We start from the raw sequence: 18,391 nt of genomic DNA, 5'->3' as shown, positions 1-18,391 counted from the left end.
GCGCCCCCCTGCTTCCACGCACCCGCCGGTTTCCGGTGGCCGGCCCCGCCCCCTGCCCCCACGCACCCGCAGGTTTCTCCCGGCCCCCACGCGCCCGCAGGTTTCCGGTGGCCGGCCCCGCCCCCCTGCCCCTTACAACCCCTGTGCGTAGGAGAAGAACCGCTGCGGGTCGTACTGCTTCTTCACCTTGGCCAGGCGGGTGGCCGCATCGCCGTAGTACGCCTTGCGCCAGTTCGTCAGGGTCGGGTCCGTGTAGTTCTGGTAGGCCGCGCCGGAGGCGTACGGCTTCATCGCGTCGTGCGCCGACGTGAGCCACGACTGGGCCGTGCTGCCGGAGGCCCCCGCGCCCCAGGACGCGATGTACTGCGCCAGCATGCGCGAGCGGCGGTGGACGAAGGCCGTCGCCGTGGGGCTGACGCGGTTGACCGCGCCGCCCAGGGCGGTGAACGTGATGCTGCCCCCGCCGCCCCGGACGGAACCGATCTGCTTCAGCAGGGTCTGGATGCCCGCCGAGGACAGGGAGCGGTCGAAGAAGTCGGAGCGGGCCGCGTAGGTCTCCCGGCCCAGCTTGCCCTGGGGGGAGCGGCCGGGGGTGGAGCCCGGCAGGTGGCACTGGGCGTCCGTGGAGAAGGAGGAGCAGCCGGCGTAGATCTCCATCGCCTCCTCGTAGCCCCGGCGGCGCAGGGTGACGGACCGGGCGTCGGCGCCGGCCTTGTGCGCCAGCTGGTCCACCGCGTTCTGGAGTTCGCCGTAGGTGCCGAGGGAGAAGCAGGCCACGGAGATCGCGGGGGTGCCGCCCGGGGTGTTCGACAGGTGGAGGGAGGACCAGATCTCGTCCGGCTGGGACGGCCCCCACTCCTGCCAGGCCTTGATCACCGCGGCCGCCCTGGACCACGGCCACGTCATGTACGCGGTCACCGCCTGCGGCGCGGCGTGCGTCTTGAAGTGCAGCTCGGTGACGACGCCGAAGTTTCCGTTGCCCGCGCCGCGCAGCGCCCAGAAGAGGTCGGAGTGGTGCGTGGCGTCGGCGGTCACCTGGGTGCCGTCCGCGGTGATGAGCGTCGCCTGGGTGAGGCTGTCGCAGGTCAGGCCGTAGGCGCGGGAGGCGACACCGTGGCCGCCGCCGAGGACCAGGCCGGAGACGCCGACGGTGGGGCAGGAGCCCGCGGGTATGGCCACGCCCTTCGCGCCCAGCGCCCGGTAGACGTCGATCAGCTTGGAGCCGGCGCCGACCACCGCCTGCCCGCCGCTCACCCGGATCCGGTTCAGCCTGGACACGTCGAGAATGAGCCGGTTGTCACCGGAGGAGTAGCCTGCGTAGGAGTGTCCGCCGTTGCGTATGGACACCTGTATCCGGTGGGCGTGGGCGTACGCCAGGGTCGTACGGATGTCGTCGGTGTGGGCGACGTAGGCGACCGCTGCGGGCTTCAGGCCGTCGAAGCGGGTGTTGTACAGCTGGTGGGCCGTCTTCCAGGTCGCGTCCCCGGGGCGCAGCAGGGGGCCGTCCAGGTCGCGTGCGAGGGCCGTCCAGTTCGCGGCGGCGACCTGGCTGGTGGTCTTCAGCGCCGTACCGGAGGATGAGAACGTGTGCGCCGAGGACCCGGCGGACGTGTCCGGACCAGAACTGCATCCTGCCAGTGCGGTGGCCGTCAGTGCGGCCACGCCGCCCGATATGAATGTTCGCCGTTCCATGTCCGTCGCCCTTCCTCGGCTCTCCTGGGACGAGACGACGGCGTGCGTGCGGGGGTTCCCGTGACGCGCGAACGAACGGCGAATACGTGTCCGAGCAACCCGGCAGTCGGAATCTCCATGTGCTCTCCCCGTGAGCATTCCGTGACCTAACCAGGCCGACGGCAGGGGTTCACCCTCCGTTCACTTATGGCCATCGGCCACTTCATCTGATCTGCCTAATTTCGGCCCTACCCGGTGCGGGGGCGGTCAGGAACGCGCTCGCGCACTCACTTACCTCGCACGCCGCCGACAGCGGCGGCTCCTGGAAGGAACTCCCGAAAGTGAAGCTTCAGCGCAAGAACCGGCTGCGCGCCCTGTCTCTCGGTGCGATCGCCGTCTCCGGCGCCCTGGCCCTGACGGCGTGCGGCTCGGACGACAACGGCAACAACACGGGCAGCGGCAAGTCGACGGCCTCGGCCAGCGCGGGCTCCATCAAGTGTGACAACGCCAAGGGTCAGCTGCTCGCCGACGGTTCGTCGGCGCAGAAGAACGCGATCGACGCGTGGGTGAAGCAGTTCTCCCAGGCCTGTGGTGTTCAGATCAACTACAAGGGCGGCGGCTCCGGTGCCGGCGTCACCTCCTTCAACCAGGGCCAGCTCGCTTTCGCCGGTTCGGACTCCGCGCTGAAGCCCGAAGAGGTCACCGCCTCCAAGAAGGTCTGCTCCGGCGGCCAGGGCATCGACCTCCCGATGGTCGGCGGCCCGATCGCCCTCGGTTACAACGTCCCGGGTGTCGACAACCTGGTGCTGGACGCTCCCACGATCGCCAAGATCTTCAACAGCGAGATCAAGAAGTGGAACGACCCGGCGATCAAGAAGCTGAACCCCTCGGCGAAGCTCCCCGACCTGAAGATCCAGGCCTTCCACCGCTCCGAGGACTCCGGTACCACGGACAACTTCACCAAGTACCTGATCGCCACCGCGCCGTCCAACTGGAAGTACTCCGGCGGTAAGGCCTGGCAGGCCAAGGGCGGCCAGGCGGCCTCCGGCTCCGCCGGTGTGGCCCAGGGTGTCAAGCAGAACGCCGGCGCCATCGGCTACTTCGAGCTGTCCTACGCCAAGGACATGAGCACCGTCTCCATCGCCACCGGTGCCAAGACCCCGGTCAAGCCCTCCGTGGAGAGCGCCACCGCCGACATCGCGGCCGCCAAGGTCGTCGGCACCGGCAAGGACCTGTCGCTGAAGCTGGACTACTCGACCAAGGCCGAGGGTGCCTACCCGATCACCCTGGTCACGTACGAGATCATCTGCGACAAGGGCAACAAGGCGGACACCCTGCCCGCCACGAAGGCCTTCCTGAACTACATCGCCAGCGAGGACGGCCAGAAGCTGCTGTCGGACAACAGCTACGCGCCGATCCCCGACGAGATCATCGCCAAGGTCCGCACCACCATTGCCGGCCTGAGCTGACCTGATCCGAGAGTGCGGCCCGGTTCTCCCCAGACCCGGGCCGCACCGTCCGGTGCACCGCCGCCCGGAGCCACGAGCCCGAAAGGGATCCGGCTCCACCGAGCCGCCCCACCCGGTGGCTCCGCAGACCGGAGAACCCCCGATGGACATATCGACACAGACCACTGACGCACCTCCGCCCACGCCGAAGCCGGACGTGGCCCAGCAGAAGCGCAACGCCCGCGGCGCGACCCGCCCCGGCGACCGCATCTTCCTCGGCCTTTCCCGTGGCTCCGGCATCCTGCTGCTCGTGATCATGGCCGCGATCGCGGTCTTCCTGACCTACCGCGCCTCCCTCGCGATCAGCAAGGACCACGGCAACTTCCTGACCACCTTCGAGTGGAACACCAACCTCACGCCGCCGAGCTTCGGCATCGCGGTGCTGGCCTTCGGCACGGTCGTCTCCTCGATCATCGCCATGGCCCTCGCGGTCCCGGTCGCCGTCGCGATCGCGCTGTTCCTCACGCACTACGCCCCCCGCCGGCTGAGCGGTCCGATCGGCTACGTGATCGACCTGCTCGCCGCGGTGCCGTCCATCGTGTACGGCCTCTGGGGCGCCCTGATCCTCGTCCCGCACATGCAGGGCCTGTACGGCTGGCTGAACGACTACCTCGGCTGGACCGGCATCTTCTCCTGGGACGGCGGCGCCCCCCGCGCCATGCTCACCGTCGGTATCCTGCTGGCGATCATGATCCTGCCGATCATCACCAACGTGAGCCGCGAGGTCTTCCGCCAGGTTCCGCGGATGCACGAGGAGGCCGCCCTGGCCCTCGGCGCCACCCGCTGGGAGGTCGTCCGCATGTCGGTGCTGCCCTTCGGCCGCTCCGGCGTGATCTCCGCCTCGATGCTCGGCCTCGGCCGCGCCCTCGGCGAGACGATGGCCGTGGCCACCGTGCTCTCCCCGAGCTACGACATCCAGGCCAGCCTGCTCGACCCGGGCGGCGGCACCTTCGCCCAGAACATCGCCAGCAAGTTCGGTGAGGCGACCGAGCAGGGCCGCGACGCGCTGATCGCCTCCGGTCTGGTGCTCTTCGTCATCACCCTGCTGGTCAACGGTGCGGCCCGCGCGATCATCGCCCGCCGCAAGGAGTACTCGGGGGCCAACGCATGAGCACCGCAGCCGTCAGCCACAAGCGGCCCAGCACGCTGCGCGCCGCCAGCCTCCCGAAGTGGACGCCGTGGGCCATCGCCGCCGGCTCCATCGCCCTCGGGATCGGCATCAGCTTCGCCGCCGACCTGCACAGCAAGATCCAGTGGGGTCTGATCGCCGCGGCCCTCTTCGTCCTCGGCACCTACGGCATCGCCGCCCGGGTGGAGGGCCGCCGCCAGGCCAAGGACCGGGTCGCCACCTCCTTCGTGTGGGTCGCCTTCATGGTCGCCGTCGTCCCGCTGGTCTCCCTGGTCTGGGTGACCGTCTCGCGCGGCGTGAAGGTCCTGAACGTCTACTTCCTCACCCACTCCATGGGTGTCGTCGCCGACTCCGAGCCGGGCGGCGGTATCTACCACGCCATCATCGGCAGCCTGGAGCAGGTCGGTCTGGCCACGCTGATCGGCGCCCCGATCGGTGTGATGACCGCGATCTACCTGGTGGAGTACGGGCGCGGTCGCCTCGCCCAGGCGGTCACCTTCTTCGTCGACGTCATGACGGGCATCCCGTCGATCGTCGCCGGTCTGTTCATCCTCAGCCTGATGCTCATCTTCAAGATGCAGCCGTTCGGCTTCGCCGGTTCGCTGGCGCTGGCCATCCTGATGATGCCGGTCGTCGTCCGCTCCACGGAGGAGATGCTCAAGCTCGTCCCGAACGAGCTGCGTGAGGCCTCGCTGGCGCTCGGTGTGCCGAAGTGGCGGACCATCCTGAAGGTGGTCCTGCCGACCTCCATCGGCGGCATCACGACCGGCATCATGCTGTCCATTGCCCGAATCGCGGGCGAGACCGCGCCGGTGCTGCTGCTGGTGTTCGGCAACCCGTTCATCAACAACAACCCCTTCGAGGGTGCGCAGGCGTCGCTGCCGCTGTACATCTACCAGCAGTACTCGCAGAGCGCGGGCGCCAACGCGGCCTACGACCGCGCCTGGGCGGCGTCCCTCACGCTGATCGCCTTCGTGATGATCCTCAACCTGGTGGCCCGCGGCATCGCCCGCTGGAAGGCCCCGAAGACCGGTCGCTGACCGCGGCCCCCTCAGCGACTGACTGGAAGTGAAGTACTAATGGCCAAGCGAATCGACGTAAGCGGACTCACCGCCTACTACGGCTCCCACAAGGCGATCGAGGACATCTCGATGACCGTCGAGCCGCGCTCGGTGACGGCGTTCATCGGCCCCTCCGGCTGCGGCAAGTCGACGTTCCTGCGCACCCTGAACCGTATGCACGAGGTCACCCCCGGTGGCCGCGTCGAGGGCAAGGTGCTCCTGGACGACGAGGACCTCTACGGCGCGGGCGTCGACCCGGTGTCGGTGCGGCGCGAGGTGGGCATGGTCTTCCAGCGCCCGAACCCGTTCCCCACGATGTCCATCTTCGACAACGTGGCCGCGGGCCTGCGTCTGAACGGCAGCTACAAGAAGGCAGAGCTCAGCGACATCGTCGAGAAGTCCCTCAAGGGCGCCAACCTCTGGAACGAGGTCAAGGACCGGCTGAACAAGCCCGGCTCCGGCCTCTCCGGCGGTCAGCAGCAGCGTCTGTGCATCGCCCGTGCCATCGCGGTCGAGCCGAAGGTCCTGCTCATGGACGAGCCCTGCTCGGCCCTCGACCCGATCTCGACCCTCGCCATCGAGGACCTGATCGGTGAGCTGAAGGAACGGTTCACGATCGTCATCGTGACGCACAACATGCAGCAGGCGGCCCGTGTCTCGGACCGTACGGCGTTCTTCAACCTGTCCGCCGTCGGGCAGCCGGGCCGGCTGATCGAGATCGACGACACCGAGCGGATCTTCTCCAACCCCTCGGTCCAGGCGACGGAGGACTACATCTCCGGCCGCTTCGGCTGAGCCGGTGCGGTTCCTCCGCTGAGAACCCCTCGCGGTGCTGCATGGCGGTGCCACCGCGAGGACGCAAAAGGGCCCGCCCCCGGCTCCCGGGGGCGGGCCCCTCGCGTTTCATTCGGCCACTTCGGTCCGCTCCCACCACCGGTAGACGGTGACCCGTCCCTCCGTGGTGTCCTCGTGCCGCGTGGTGACCTTGTAGTGCTCGTAGCCACCGGTGTGCGGGATCTTCAGCTCTTGTCCGGGGGGAACGATCGGCACGGTGGTGCCCGCCAGATCGTCCGGCCCGCCTTCGAGGAGTGCCTTGGTAGTCATACGTCCAGTCTTCTCACCGAGCGCACTACCGCATCTCGAACCCCGTCGGCCCGCCGCGGGACGGTCGCCGAGGGGCACGCCTGCCTCGCCCGACCGCCGCTGAAGGCCCTGCCGGGCCGTTACAGGACCGTCAGGTCCACGATCCCGAAGGCCAGGGCCGCGACCAGGGCGGCGGCCGGCATGGTGATGAACCAGCCCATGACGATGTTCTTGGCCACGCCCCAGCGGACGGCGTTGACCCGCTTGGTGGCGCCCACACCCATGATCGCCGAGGTGATCACATGGGTGGTGGAGATCGGCGCCTTGAAGATGAAGGCGGTGGTGAACATGATCGACGCGCCGGTGGTCTCGGCGGCGAAACCCTGCGGGGGGTCGAGTTCGATGATCTTGCGGCCCAGGGTGCGCATGATGCGCCAGCCACCCGCGTAGGTGCCCAGCGACAGCATCACCGCACAGACGATCTTCACCCAGACCGGGATCGGATCGCCGTAGGTCTCATGGCCGGAAATCACCAGTGCCATCACCACGACACCCATCGTCTTCTGGGCGTCCTGGAGGCCGTGTCCGAGGGCCATGCCGGCCGCGGAGACGGTCTGGGCGATGCGGAAGCCGCGCTTGGCCTTGTGCGGGTTGGAGCGGCGGAACAGCCACAGGATGGCCGTCATCACCAGATAGCCGACCACCAGGCCGACCAGCGGCGAGATGAACATCGGCAGGACGACCTTGTCGAGGACGCCGTCCCAGAGCACGGTCGTGCCGCCCGCCAGGGCCGCGCCGACCAGGCCGCCGAAGAGGGCGTGGGAGGACGAGGAGGGCAGGCCGAAGTACCAGGTGACCAGGTTCCAGACGATCGCGCCGACGAGGCCGGCGAAGAGGATGCCCATCCCGTGCGAGCCGTGTGGGGTCTCGATCAGGCCCTCGCTGACGGTCTTGGCGACCCCGGAGCCCAGGAAGGCGCCCGCGAGGTTCATCACCGCGGCCATGGCGAGAGCCGCCCGCGGGGTCAGCGCCCGCGTCGACACCGACGTCGCGATGGCGTTCGCCGAGTCGTGGAAACCGTTCGTGTACGTGAAGAAGAGCGCGACCGCGATGGTCACGATGAGAGCGAAGGTGTCCATCGACGCCTCAGGACTCCTTGACGGCGATGGTCTCCACCGTGTTCGCCACGTGCTCGAACGCGTCCGCCGCCTCTTCCAGGACGTCCACGATCTGCTTGAGCTTGAGCACCTCGATCGCGTCGTACTTGCCGTTGAAGAGGTGGGCCAGCAGCTTGCGGTGGATCTGGTCCGCCTGGTTCTCCAGCCGGTTGACCTCGATCCAGTACTCGGTGAGGTTGTCCAGGGTGCGGAGGTTCGGCATCGCCTCCGCCGTCAGCTCGGCCGCCCGGGCCAGCACCTCGATCTGCTGCTCGACACCCTTCGGCAGTTCCTCGACGTTGTAGAGGACGACCAGGTCGACGGCCTCCTCCATGAAGTCCATGATGTCGTCGAGGGAACCGGCGAGGGAGTAGATGTCCTCACGGTCGAAGGGCGTGATGAACGAGGAGTTCAGCTGGTGGAAGATCGCGTGCGTGGCGTCGTCACCTGCGTGTTCCGCGGCCCGCATACGCTCTGCGATCTCGGCCCGGGCAGATGCGTCCGCCCCGAGCAGTTCCATCAGGAGTTTCGAGCCCGTGACGATGTTGTCCGCGGATGCGGCGAACATGTCGTAGAAGCTCGTCTCCCTGGGGGTCAGACGAAAGCGCACGTGGGGTCCTCGGGGTGCTTCGGTTTCGGTCAGGCTGATGCTAGGCGCAACATCCGGCCACGGCTATCGGGCCGTCCCCCAGTGTCGCCCATGGGACATCGCGATCAGCACAGGGGCGTACCAAGGGCCCTTTACCCAGCAAAATTCGTTACCATATACCCACCAGGGGTATGTATCCGCTGTTCGTCCCGAGATGGAGGCCCGCGATGACGACGACCGAGGCCGGCGCCACGCACGGTTACCACAAGCAGAAGGACGAGCACCTCAAGCGGCTGCGCCGGATCGAGGGCCAGATCCGAGGCCTGCAGCGCATGGTCGACGAGGACACGTACTGCATCGACATACTCACGCAGGTCTCCGCCTCCACCAAGGCCCTGCAGTCCTTCGCCCTGCAGCTGCTGGAGGAGCACCTGCGGCACTGCGTCGCCGACGCGGCCCTCAAGGGCGGCGGAGAGATCGACGCGAAGGTGGAGGAAGCCACGAAGGCGATCGGCCGGCTGCTGCGCACCTGAGCCTCAGGTGTCGGCCGGCTCCCGCTCCTTTGCCACCCGCAGCACCTCGTCGATGCTCTCCAGGCTGAGCCGGTCCTCGGCGGCCGAGGCCGCGATGATCAGTTCTCCGCACAGCTCGATCTCGGCGAGGGCCACGTGGTCCTGAACTGCCGTACCGCCGACCGGAGCCACGTGCATCACCTCTTCTCTGCCGTCACCGACTTCCTAGGGTAGGGAGTGGTCTACACACCGCGCATGGCACGGACGGGCTAGTTCAGGGGTGGCGTCCCGGACTAGTGCGCAGGCCGGCTCCCGTCGCCGCCGCCGTCCCCGCCGCCCTGGTTCTCGGCGATCCGGCCGGCGTAGATGTCCTGCGGACGCGGCAGGCGCACGTCGGCGGGGGTGCCGAAGTCGTACAGCAGCGTGGTCGAGGCGACGGCCACGGTGGCCTTCTCCCGGCCGTTGACGAAGCTGAAGTGCTGGCGCAGCTTGCGGATGCGGCCCTCGTCGTCCAGGTAGGCGTCGAACGGCACCTCGGCCGAAGCGAACCCTTTCGCCGCCGCCCGCAGGGGCGCCCTGTTGTCCGCCGAGGCCATGTCCGCCGCGCTGGTCAGGTCCGCGGTGCCCCGGTAGTGCCGCACCGGCGTCCCGGCGACCTCGGTCTGCCCCACGTAGGTCGCCCTACGGGTCCCGCGCAGCACCTCGGCGGCGGCGTAGGGGTCGGTCGCGCCGCCGGTGACGAGGTTGCCGTCGGAGAGGCTCGCGGTCTCCACCCGTACCCACTTGTCGGCGGGCACCCCCGCGCCCCGGTTCTTCATGAACAGGGCGCCCGGGGCGAGCAGCTCGGTGATGGGCCTGTGCTCGGCGGTTCCCGCGGGATCCTCCGGCAGGACGACGGTCAGCTCGCCGATCCGGTGCCGGTAGTCGTAGACGCCCTTGCCGCGGATGGTGACCCGGGTGCCGCCGGTCGCCATCTCCATGGACGTGGTGGCCTTGGAGCTGCCCGCTCCGCGCAGGGTGTCGGCGGCCCGGTGCAGCGCGGTCACCGGATCGCCGACCGCGCCGCTCACGCCCTCCGCCGCCGCCCCGCTGCCGGAACATCCCGTGGCACCGGCCCCGAGTCCGACCATGATCCCTACTGCGACGACCGTCCTGCCTGCGCGCCTGTGCTGCCGCCGATCCATCGCCTGCCTACCCCCAGCCGGTACGTCCGTCACGGGCCCCCTGTCGTTTCGGTTAACGACGGGTAAGGGGTGCCGTCACGCGCGGCCCGGGCCGTACCGGAGGTGGCGGAGACCGTACGCGCCCCTCGGGGGCCGGGGTCGGTAACGTTGTCACCGTGGCGCACCAGAACGGGCCGGAGCGAGTCCGGCAGGGGCAGGAACATCTCACGACGACGGCCGAGCAGGGCCGTTTCTGTGTGGCCCGTTGTACGTGCGGCTGGCGCGGACCTGCCAGACGGGCCCGCAGTCAGGCCCGTACGGACGCCGAGGGGCACGCCGTGGACCTGTGAGGCGCCCGGGCCGGGGTCTGCCGCCGGGCGGGCAGGTGAAAGGTCCGGGGCCGGGTGTCAGGTGAAAGGTCCGGGGCCGGGTGTGCAGGTGAGGGGGCCGGGGCCCGGGGCGGCCGCCGGGCGGCTCATCTGTGTTCGATGGGACGGACGAGGGCGTCCACCAGGTCGCGGTCGCGGGGCTGGGTCAGGCGGATGCGGGCCGCACCGGGGGAGACCCACAGGATGCGGTCCACCTCGGCGCTCGGGACGAAGCGGCCCCGTGTCGCCTCGGCCGCCCAGTAGCGCACCCGCTTCGGGCGGCCGTTGGCCAGATAGTGCAGGGTCGGCAGCTCGGGGCCGGGATCGGCGGTGTACCCGGTCTCCTCCGCGACCTCGCGCAGGGCGCCGGCGAGCGCCTGCTCACCCCGCTTGAGCTTGCCCTTCGGATGCGACCAGTCGTCGTACTTCGGCCGGTGGACCAGGCAGACCTCCAGCCCGCCGTCCACCGGCGAGCGGCGCCACAGCACGCAGCCCGCCGCCTGGATCGTGCTGTCGTTCACACCGCCTCCTCGGAGGGTTCAGGGTGCGCTGACCGTCTGCTTCTGCCACGCCTGCTGGAAGCCGAACCTGGCCGCCTCCACCTCGTGCCGCTGGTCGGCGTGGAGCACGCCGAGGGCGTACGCGGTCGCCGGGGCGATGCGGGGCGTACGGGCCGCCTGCGCGGCCGCCGCCGCCGCCTCCGCGGCGTCCCGGTGCCGGTTCAGGGCCTGGCCCGCCGTGAGCAGCCGCACGTCCATCGGCACGTCGCCCTCGCACAGCACCTCACGGGCGTACCGGTGCAGGCGCAGCAGCAGGCGGACCTGGTGCCAGGGGCCGTCCTGGGGGTGCGGGGACGGGTCCGGGGACAGGCCGTGGACCAGGGCCTCCGCGTTGTAGGGGTGGCCGGCGGTGAGCAGCGGGAGCGCGGCGACGGCGTCCGTGAGCCGCTCCTCGGCGGCACCGGCCAGGGCGCCCAGGCCGGTGGTGGGGGCGGCGGGGGTGAGGGGGACCTCGCTGGCGAGCACGGCGACCTTGTCGGCGACCGCGTGGAAGCGGGAGGAGCCGAGGGCCTGCAGGGCCGTGGAGTGGGCCCTGGTCCGGGCGAGGGTGAGCTGGCGTTCGAGCAGGGCGCCCGCCTTCGCCGCGCCGACCGTGAGGCTGCCGCGTTCCACCGCGGGCATCGGGAGGGCGGGGCCGGCGGCCGGCGCCTCCCCCGTGCCCGCCTTCGCCCGCGCGGGGGCACCCGCGCCGGCCGGCCGCGCCGCGCCGGCGGCACGGCTGCCCGCCGCCACGGCGGCGTCGGCCGTGCCGCCCGCCGTCTGTCCCGGGAACGCCGGCGCTCCCGACAGCCGGTGCAGCGCCAGCAACAGCCTCTCCAGGCGGGACTCGTAGGCGTGTTCAAGGCCCAACGTGCCGGACAGCCACGCCAGTTCGGGGCGCATCTCCTCCGACCAGTCCGTGTCGAGGAGCGGCCGGAACGTGTGCAGGCTGCCGCTGATCCGGCGGGCCGAGTGGCGCAGGGCCCGGGCCGCGTCGACGGAGTCCTCCGGGCCGCCGGCCGCGGTGCCCCCGGTCTCCCGGTGCAGGCGCAGCGCGCGGAGGAACTCCGTGGCCTGAGCGCGCAGGTAGCCGGCGAGAGCCTCCCCCGTCACCGCCTTGGCCGCGGGGTCCGTCGGGTCAAGGTGTTGCTGTGCCACGCCGGCGCCTCCGGGCGTCTATGAGCATCTCCTGAACGTTGCGCAGGGGCTGTCCGTCCGCGTCGTTCGCGTGCCGGGTCCACTCGCCGTCGGGGCCGAGGTGCCAGGAGGCGGTGCCGTCGGACATGCCGGTGTCGAGCAGCCTGTTCAGGGCCGCCCGGTGGCCGGGGTCGGTGACCCGGACCAGGGCCTCTATCCGGCGGTCGAGGTTGCGGTGCATCATGTCGGCGCTGCCGATCCACACCTCGGGTTCGCCGCCGTTGCCGAAGGCGAACACCCGGGAGTGTTCGAGGAAGCGGCCGAGGATGGAGCGGACCTGGATGTTCTCCGACAGGCCCGTCACGCCCGGGCGGACGGCACAGATGCCCCGCACCCAGATGTCGACCGGCACACCGGCCTGGGAGGCCCGGTAGAGCGCGTCGATGACGGCCTCGTCGACCATCGAGTTGACCTTGATGCGGACGAAGGCCGGGCGGCCCGCCTGGTGGTGCTGGACCTCCTTGTTGATCCGCGAGACCAGGCCGTCGCGCAGGGACTTGGGGGCGACCAGCAGCCGGCGGTAGGTCTCGCGGCGGGAGTAGCCGGACAGGCGGTTGAAGAGGTCCGAGAGGTCCGCGCCGACCTGCGGGTCCGCCGTCAGCAGGCCGAGGTCCTCGTACAGGCGCGCCGTCTTGGGGTGGTAGTTGCCCGTGCCGACGTGGCTGTAGCGGCGCAGCGTCTCGCCCTCCTGGCGGACCACCAGGGACAGCTTGCAGTGGGTCTTCAGACCGACCAGGCCGTAGACGACATGGCAGCCTGCCTCCTCCAGCTTGCGCGCCCACTTGATGTTGGCGTGCTCGTCGAAGCGGGCCTTGATCTCGACCAGGACGAGGACCTGCTTGCCGGACTCGGCGGCGTCGATGAGCGCGTCGACTATCGGGGAGTCGCCGGAGGTGCGGTACAGGGTCTGCTTGATCGCGAGGACGTCCGGGTCGCCGGCCGCCTGCTCCAGGAAGGCCTGCACGGAGGTGGAGAAGCTGTCGTAGGGGTGGTGCAGCAGCACGTCCCGGGCGCGCAGCGCCGCGAAGATGTCCGGCGCCGACGCGGATTCGACCTCGGCCAGGTCACGGTGGGTGCCCGCGATGAACTTCGGGTACTTCAGCTCCGGGCGGTCCAGGCCGTGGATGCGGAACAGCCCGGTGAGGTCCAGGGGACCCGGCAGCGGGTACACCTCGGCCTCGGAGATCTTCAGCTCGCGCACGAGCAGGTCGAGCACCTCGCGGTCGATGGACTCCTCGACCTCCAGGCGCACCGGCGGCCCGAAGCGGCGCCGCATGAGTTCCTTCTCCAGGGCCTGGAGCAGGTTCTCCGCGTCGTCCTCCTCGACCTCCAGGTCCTCGTTGCGGGTGAGCCGGAAGGCGTGGTGCTCCAGCACCTCCATGCCCGGGAAGAGCTCTTCCAGGTGCGCGGCGATGACGTCCTCGAGGGGGACGTAGCGGCCCGGGGCTGCCTCCAGGAAGCGCGACAGCAGCGGCGGCACCTTCACGCGCGCGAAGTGCTTGTGGCCGCTGACCGGGTTGCGCACGACGACGGCCAGGTTCAGGGACAGGCCGGAGATGTACGGGAACGGGTGCGCGGGGTCCACGGCCAGCGGGGTGAGGACCGGGAAGATCTGGTGCCGGAACAGCGTGAAGAGCCGTGCCTGCTCCTTGTCGGTCAGCTCGCTCCAGCGGACCAGGTGGATGCCCTCCTCCGCGAGTGCGGGGGCGACGTCCTCGTGGTAGCAGGCGGCGTGCCGGGCCATGAGCTCGCGCGAGCGGGCCCAGATCATCTCCAGCACCTCGCGGGGCTGGAGGCCGGAGGCCGAACGGGTGGCGACCCCGGTCGCGATACGGCGCTTCAGACCGGCCACCCGGACCATGAAGAACTCGTCCAGGTTGCTGGCGAAGATCGCCAGGAAGTTCGTGCGCTCGAGCAGGGGCGTTTCCGGGTCCTCGGCGAGCTCCAGGACGCGCTCGTTGAACGCGAGCCAGCTGCGCTCCCGGTCGAGGAAACGGCCGAGCGGCAGCGGGGCGCCCTCCCCCGGTGCCTCCTCGTAGGCGTCGAGGTCGGCATCGATGTCGGGTTCCAGGTCGGAGACGTTCGCTGCGACGGTGTGCGGCCGGTGCGCGGCTATGGAGCCCACGGAGGGCTGCGGGTGCTGGACCTCTGCCTGGGTGTCTTGCTGACTCATGACCCCATTCTTCCGCGCCAGGGGCGAGACGGGCGCGTCGGAACGTGCGGGTGGGAGCGTCACGACCCCGTTTCTCCCGGGCCCCTCGGGGGGCGGCGAAGGCTCTGGCACGGCGGGCTTCATTGCCTGAGCGTCGCAAGCCTGGCTGAATCAATGGTTACGGAGACATGACGTGCGGGATATCGCAGGGCGGCTCGAAGGCGTTCTCATCGCGAAAGCGACGGTCCTGGCCCGCCCTCGGGCGGCCCGGGCGGGCCGACCCCGCGGACGGTCGTCCTCCGCTTGTGCTCATGTCATGTTTCGGTGCGGTACATCAGGTCGGTCTCGTACGTGGTGAAACCCAGCCGCTCGTACACCGAGACCGCCGCCTGGTTGTCGGCGTCCACATAGAGCATGGCCGTGGGCAGGCCCTGCCCGGCCAGGTGGCTCAGGCCGATCGTGGTCAGCGCCTTGCCGAGGCCGCCGCCCTGCTCGCCCGGCCGGACCCCGAGCACGTACACCTCGCCGAGGCCCTCCTCGGCGTGCACCTTGGTCCAGTGGAAGCCGATCAGCTCCCCGGCCCGCTCGGCCAGGAAGAATCCCGCCGGGTCGAACCACGGCTCGGCCTTGCGGTCGTCCAGGTCGCGCTGGGTCAGCGAGCCCTGCTCGGGGTGGTGCGCGAAGGCGGCCGCGTTGACCGCGAGCCAGGCCGTGTCGTCCTTGCCGGGCAGGAAGGTGCGGACGCTCACGCCCTCCGGCAGCTGCGGGGCGGACGGCTCCGGATCGCCCAACGGCCGCCGCATCTGCCGCAGTTCACGGAACAGGGTCAGCCCCAGCACCTGGGCGAGGTGCCGGGCGGCGGAGTGCCCGCCGTGCGCCCACACCCGCAGCCGCTTGCCCGAGGCGGCGAGCAGCGCCGAGCCCAGCGCCCGCCCGTGTCCGTGCCCGCGGTGCGCCGGGTGGACGACCAGTTCGGCGGCCGGCGCCTCCACCGGGTCGGTGTCCTCCAGCTGGGCGTAGCCGACGAGTTCGTCCCCGAGGGTCAGCAGCAGATGGGACACGCCCGCGCGGGCACCTCCGCGCAGCTGGAGGCGCCCCTGCTCGGACACCGGCTGCTGTCCGTCGACACGGGCGGCCTCGGCGAGCAGTCCGAGCACGGCCTCGGCCTGTCCCGGACCGAGTTCGGCGTAGGTCTCGATGGAGCGGGAGGAAGAGGGCCGTACGGCGTCGTCGCTGCTCATGCGTACGAGGGTACGGGGCGGCCGGGTCGAAGGGGCGACATCACAGCGGGTAGTTGGGCCCGGCCGCGGCGGGGGCCGGCAGCCCGTCCCGGCGGGCGCCGCGCAGGCGCCCGGCGGACGCGGCCGGCGGACGCGGCCGGTGTCAGCGCAGCCCGGCGTGCCCGGCGTGCCCGGCGACGAGGGTGCGCAGGGCCTCCGCCTCGGCGTGCGGATCGCCGAGGATCTGGTCGTCGGCGCAGGTCAGCACGGTCCTGCGGCTCAAGGAGTCGTAGCGGCAGGTGCTGTGCCGGGGAGCGGACCCCGCGGCGTCCGGGCAGGCCTCGATCCGCAGATCACGGATGGCCCGCCGGTCCCGGCTGCGTGTGGGCAGCGCGCCGCGGTACGGCTGTGCCGTCGGCCCGTACGAAACGTGCCGGCCCGCTGCGGACGGAGCAGTCCCCGGCCGGCCGACCCCGTCGGCAGGGTGCCCAGGGCCGTCCGGAGCCCGACCGGCCCGAGCCCCATCACCTCGGCGTACCCGCTCGGCGTAACAGCTCGCCGTACCCGCTCGGCGTACCCGCAGTGCGCGCTCACCACCCACGGCGCGGAGGCCACCGCCCGGTGCAGCCTGCTCCGTGCCCGGTGGGCCCGCCGTGCTCCGGCAGTGACGGATCTCCTCAGGTGCCCTTTCGCCGGCCGCCCCGGACCGTGGCCGGCCGGCGCGTTCCGGAACCGGCGGAAGGGTGCTGCCGCACACGCGGCCGGGAGGATGTTGCTGCACGTGCGGCTGGGAGGATGTTGTTGCGCGCGTGGCTGGGAGGGCGTTGCCGCGCGTGCGGCCTGGAGGGCGTTGCCTGCTACACCGTGTCCGGCGGCGGGGTCGGCGCTCCCGGCAGGCGTACCGTCGCCACCGTGCCGCCGCCCACTGCGTGGGCCAGGGTGACCTCGCCGCCCGCCTGCTGGACCGTGCGGGCCACGATGGACAGGCCGAGGCCCGAGCCGGGCAGGGCGCGGGCACTGGGGGAGCGCCAGAAGCGGTCGAAGACGTGCGGGAGTTCGTCGGCGGGGATGCCGGGGCCGTGGTCGCGCACGGTCAGCGCGCCCTCGCTCAGCTGCACCTCGATCGTGCTGCCCTCGGGGCTGAACTTCACCGCGTTGTCGAGGATGTTGACGATCGCCCGCTCCAGCGCGGAGGGCTCCGCCCGGACGAACCAGGGATCCAGGTCCGCCGTGATCGTCAGCTCGGGGCCGCGCAGCCGGGCCCGGCGCAGGGCGGCCTCCACGGTGTCCCGCAAGGAGACCACCTGGACACGTTCGCCGCGCTGGCCCTCCGAGCGGGACAGCTCCTGCAAGTCGCCGATCAGCGAGGCCAGTTCCGTCATCTGCGCCTTCACCGAGTCGAGCAGCGCCTTGCGGTCCTCCGGGGGGAGCGGGCGGCCCGTCTCCTCACTGCGGGTGAGCAGTTCGATGTTGGTACGGAGGGAGGTGAGGGGGGTGCGCAGTTCGTGGCCGGCGTCCGCGATCAGCTGCTGCTGCAGGTCGCGGGAGCTGGCCAGGGAGGCGGTCATCGAGTTGAAGGACCGGGAGAGCCGGGCGACTTCGTCGTCGCTCTCGTCCTCCACGGGAATGCGCACGGCCAGGTCCTCCGTGCGGGCCACGTGCTCCACGGCCTCGGTGAGCTTGTCGACCGGGCGCAGGCCGGCCCGGGCCACGGCGAGACCGGCCGCGCCCGCTCCTATGACTCCGATGCCGGAGACGAGGAGGAGGATGAGGGCCAGGTCGCTGAGCGTCTTCTCGGTGCTCCGGAGCGGGACGGCGGCGACGAAGGCCGCGTTGGTGGTGGCGTTGGTGAGCGGGTCCGCCAGGGTCAGGGGCACGGTGAGCACGCGCACGGCGTTGCCGTCCGCGTCCGTGCCGTTGTGGAAGACGGTGTAGCGATCACCGGCTCCGGCGCTCTTGATCACGTCCAGGTCGGCCTGGGTGACCTTCACGCGGCCCATCGAGGAGCCGAAGAGGCAGACCTTGCCGTCCGCCCTGACCACCTGGGAGTAGGAGTTCTGCCAGCCGCCCGGATGCTCCGGGGACTGCCTGCAGTCGGTGAGGGCGTCGACGACCTGGGCCGTGAGCTGCGGCCGCGGCATGGCCACAGCCTTGGTCAGGTCGTTGTTGAGCTGGTCGTACAGCTTCTGCTGCACGATGAACCAGCACGTCACCGAGACCGCCGCCACCGCGAACGCCACCGCCGCCGCGACCAGCATCGCCAGTCGCGTCCGGATCGGCAGCGCCCGGTACCGGCGCAGCACCTTCTTCACTCCGCGCCGCCCTGTCGCAGCACATACCCCACGCCCCGGACCGTGTGCACGAGCCGCGGCTCGCCGCCGGCCTCCGTCTTGCGGCGCAGGTACATGACGTAGACGTCCAGCGAGTTGGACGAGGGCTCGAAGTCGAAGCCCCACACGGCCTTCAGGATCTGCTCGCGGGTGAGCACCTGGCGGGGGTGGGCCATGAACATCTCCAGGAGCGTGAACTCCGTGCGGGTCAGCTCCACCTGCCGGCCACCGCGGGTGACCTCCCGGGTCGCGAGGTCCATGCGCAGGTCGGCGAAGGAGAGCGCCTCGTTCTCCTGGGCCTCGGCGGAGACGGCGTAGGTACTGCGGCGCAGCAGTGCACGGATACGGGCGAAGAGTTCGTCCAGTTCGAACGGCTTGACCAGGTAGTCGTCGGCTCCCGCGTCCAGTCCCGTCACCCGGTCGCCGACCGTGTCGCGCGCCGTGAGCATGAGGATCGGGGTCGTGTCCCCGGCGCCCCGGATGCGCCGCGCCGCCGTCAGGCCGTCCATGCGGGGCATCTGGATGTCCAGGACGACCAGGTCGGGCCGGTAGGCCGTGGCCTTGTCGACCGCGTCCGCGCCGTCGACCGCGACCTCCGTGTCGTAGCCCTCGAAGGCGAGGCTGCGCTGGAGCGCCTCGCGCACGGCGGGCTCGTCGTCGACGATCAGGATGCGCAGGGGGTCACGGTCGCCTTCGGCGGGGCTCATCGCTC

Annotated in this window: 17 protein-coding genes; 5 read left to right on the top strand and 12 right to left on the bottom strand. The window is 70.8% G+C overall.

Annotated elements, in window-relative coordinates:
• Positions 1–132: 132 nt before the first annotated feature.
• Entirely contained in the window at positions 133–1,692 is a 1,560-nt protein-coding gene (locus tag ACZ7P3_RS24885) for an FAD-binding oxidoreductase (protein ID WP_472085179.1), read from the bottom strand.
• A gap of 320 nt (positions 1,693–2,012) precedes the next feature.
• Between ACZ7P3_RS24885 and pstS the strand changes: the two genes are divergently transcribed.
• The 4 genes from pstS (at position 2,013) to pstB (ending at position 6,164) form a co-directional block, all read left to right on the top strand.
• Positions 2,013–3,140, top strand: a complete 1,128-nt coding sequence (gene pstS, locus ACZ7P3_RS24880) for a phosphate ABC transporter substrate-binding protein PstS (RefSeq protein ID WP_472085177.1) — start codon at positions 2,013–2,015, stop codon at positions 3,138–3,140.
• Positions 3,141–3,282: 142 nt separating this feature from the next.
• Complete coding sequence (gene pstC, locus ACZ7P3_RS24875; protein WP_472085175.1) at positions 3,283–4,290, top strand: phosphate ABC transporter permease subunit PstC; 1,008 nt, start codon at positions 3,283–3,285, stop codon at positions 4,288–4,290.
• On the top strand, positions 4,287–5,348 hold the full coding sequence (gene pstA / locus ACZ7P3_RS24870) for a phosphate ABC transporter permease PstA (protein ID WP_472085173.1): 1,062 nt from the start codon (positions 4,287–4,289) through the stop codon (positions 5,346–5,348). The genes pstC and pstA overlap by 4 nt, the downstream gene beginning before the upstream one ends.
• A 39-nt stretch (positions 5,349–5,387) precedes the next feature.
• The gene (gene pstB, locus ACZ7P3_RS24865; protein ID WP_472085171.1) at positions 5,388–6,164 is read left to right on the top strand and encodes a phosphate ABC transporter ATP-binding protein PstB; all 777 of its coding nucleotides are present in this window, start codon (positions 5,388–5,390) and stop codon (positions 6,162–6,164) included.
• Positions 6,165–6,272: 108 nt separating this feature from the next.
• On the opposite strand, the gene ACZ7P3_RS24860 is transcribed toward pstB, so the two are convergent.
• The 3 genes from ACZ7P3_RS24860 to ACZ7P3_RS24850 form a co-directional block, all read right to left on the bottom strand.
• On the bottom strand, positions 6,273–6,473 hold the full coding sequence (locus ACZ7P3_RS24860; protein WP_067316202.1) for a DUF5988 family protein: 201 nt from the start codon (positions 6,471–6,473) through the stop codon (positions 6,273–6,275).
• A gap of 119 nt (positions 6,474–6,592) precedes the next feature.
• The gene (locus ACZ7P3_RS24855) at positions 6,593–7,591 is read right to left on the bottom strand and encodes an inorganic phosphate transporter (RefSeq protein WP_472085169.1); all 999 of its coding nucleotides are present in this window, start codon (positions 7,589–7,591) and stop codon (positions 6,593–6,595) included.
• Positions 7,592–7,598: 7 nt separating this feature from the next.
• The gene (locus tag ACZ7P3_RS24850; protein ID WP_330339106.1) at positions 7,599–8,219 is read right to left on the bottom strand and encodes a DUF47 domain-containing protein; all 621 of its coding nucleotides are present in this window, start codon (positions 8,217–8,219) and stop codon (positions 7,599–7,601) included.
• A gap of 206 nt (positions 8,220–8,425) precedes the next feature.
• Between ACZ7P3_RS24850 and ACZ7P3_RS24845 the strand changes: the two genes are divergently transcribed.
• Positions 8,426–8,731 (top strand): metal-sensitive transcriptional regulator, encoded by a 306-nt coding sequence (locus tag ACZ7P3_RS24845; protein ID WP_472085167.1) that lies wholly within the window; start codon positions 8,426–8,428, stop codon positions 8,729–8,731.
• A 3-nt stretch (positions 8,732–8,734) separates the two neighbouring features.
• On the opposite strand, the gene ACZ7P3_RS24840 is transcribed toward ACZ7P3_RS24845, so the two are convergent.
• The 8 genes from ACZ7P3_RS24840 to ACZ7P3_RS24805 all read right to left on the bottom strand — a co-directional run bounded on the left by ACZ7P3_RS24840 (position 8,735) and on the right by ACZ7P3_RS24805 (position 18,386).
• Entirely contained in the window at positions 8,735–8,908 is a 174-nt protein-coding gene (locus tag ACZ7P3_RS24840) for a hypothetical protein (RefSeq protein WP_472085165.1), read from the bottom strand.
• A gap of 95 nt (positions 8,909–9,003) precedes the next feature.
• The gene (locus ACZ7P3_RS24835; protein WP_472085163.1) at positions 9,004–9,894 is read right to left on the bottom strand and encodes an SCO4651 family lipoprotein; all 891 of its coding nucleotides are present in this window, start codon (positions 9,892–9,894) and stop codon (positions 9,004–9,006) included.
• A gap of 454 nt (positions 9,895–10,348) precedes the next feature.
• Positions 10,349–10,762 (bottom strand): NUDIX hydrolase, encoded by a 414-nt coding sequence (locus ACZ7P3_RS24830; protein ID WP_472085161.1) that lies wholly within the window; start codon positions 10,760–10,762, stop codon positions 10,349–10,351.
• An 18-nt stretch (positions 10,763–10,780) separates the two neighbouring features.
• Positions 10,781–11,938, bottom strand: coding sequence for a CHAD domain-containing protein (locus tag ACZ7P3_RS24825; protein ID WP_472085159.1), 1,158 nt, complete (start codon positions 11,936–11,938; stop codon positions 10,781–10,783).
• Entirely contained in the window at positions 11,919–14,273 is a 2,355-nt protein-coding gene (locus ACZ7P3_RS24820; protein ID WP_472085157.1) for an RNA degradosome polyphosphate kinase, read from the bottom strand. Before ACZ7P3_RS24820 ends, ACZ7P3_RS24825 begins: the two co-directional genes overlap by 20 nt.
• A 170-nt stretch (positions 14,274–14,443) precedes the next feature.
• The gene (gene mshD / locus ACZ7P3_RS24815) at positions 14,444–15,370 is read right to left on the bottom strand and encodes a mycothiol synthase (protein ID WP_472085155.1); all 927 of its coding nucleotides are present in this window, start codon (positions 15,368–15,370) and stop codon (positions 14,444–14,446) included.
• 836 nt (positions 15,371–16,206) lie between these two features.
• Positions 16,207–17,661, bottom strand: coding sequence for a HAMP domain-containing sensor histidine kinase (locus ACZ7P3_RS24810; RefSeq protein WP_472085153.1), 1,455 nt, complete (start codon positions 17,659–17,661; stop codon positions 16,207–16,209).
• On the bottom strand, positions 17,658–18,386 hold the full coding sequence (locus ACZ7P3_RS24805) for a response regulator transcription factor (protein ID WP_472085151.1): 729 nt from the start codon (positions 18,384–18,386) through the stop codon (positions 17,658–17,660). The genes ACZ7P3_RS24810 and ACZ7P3_RS24805 overlap by 4 nt, the downstream gene beginning before the upstream one ends.
• Positions 18,387–18,391 lie beyond the last annotated feature (5 nt).

The organism is Streptomyces sp. NPDC107581 (assembly GCF_055657175.1).
The sequence above is the reverse complement of the archived record's forward strand: the minus strand, read 5'-3'. Positions and strand labels throughout refer to the sequence as shown.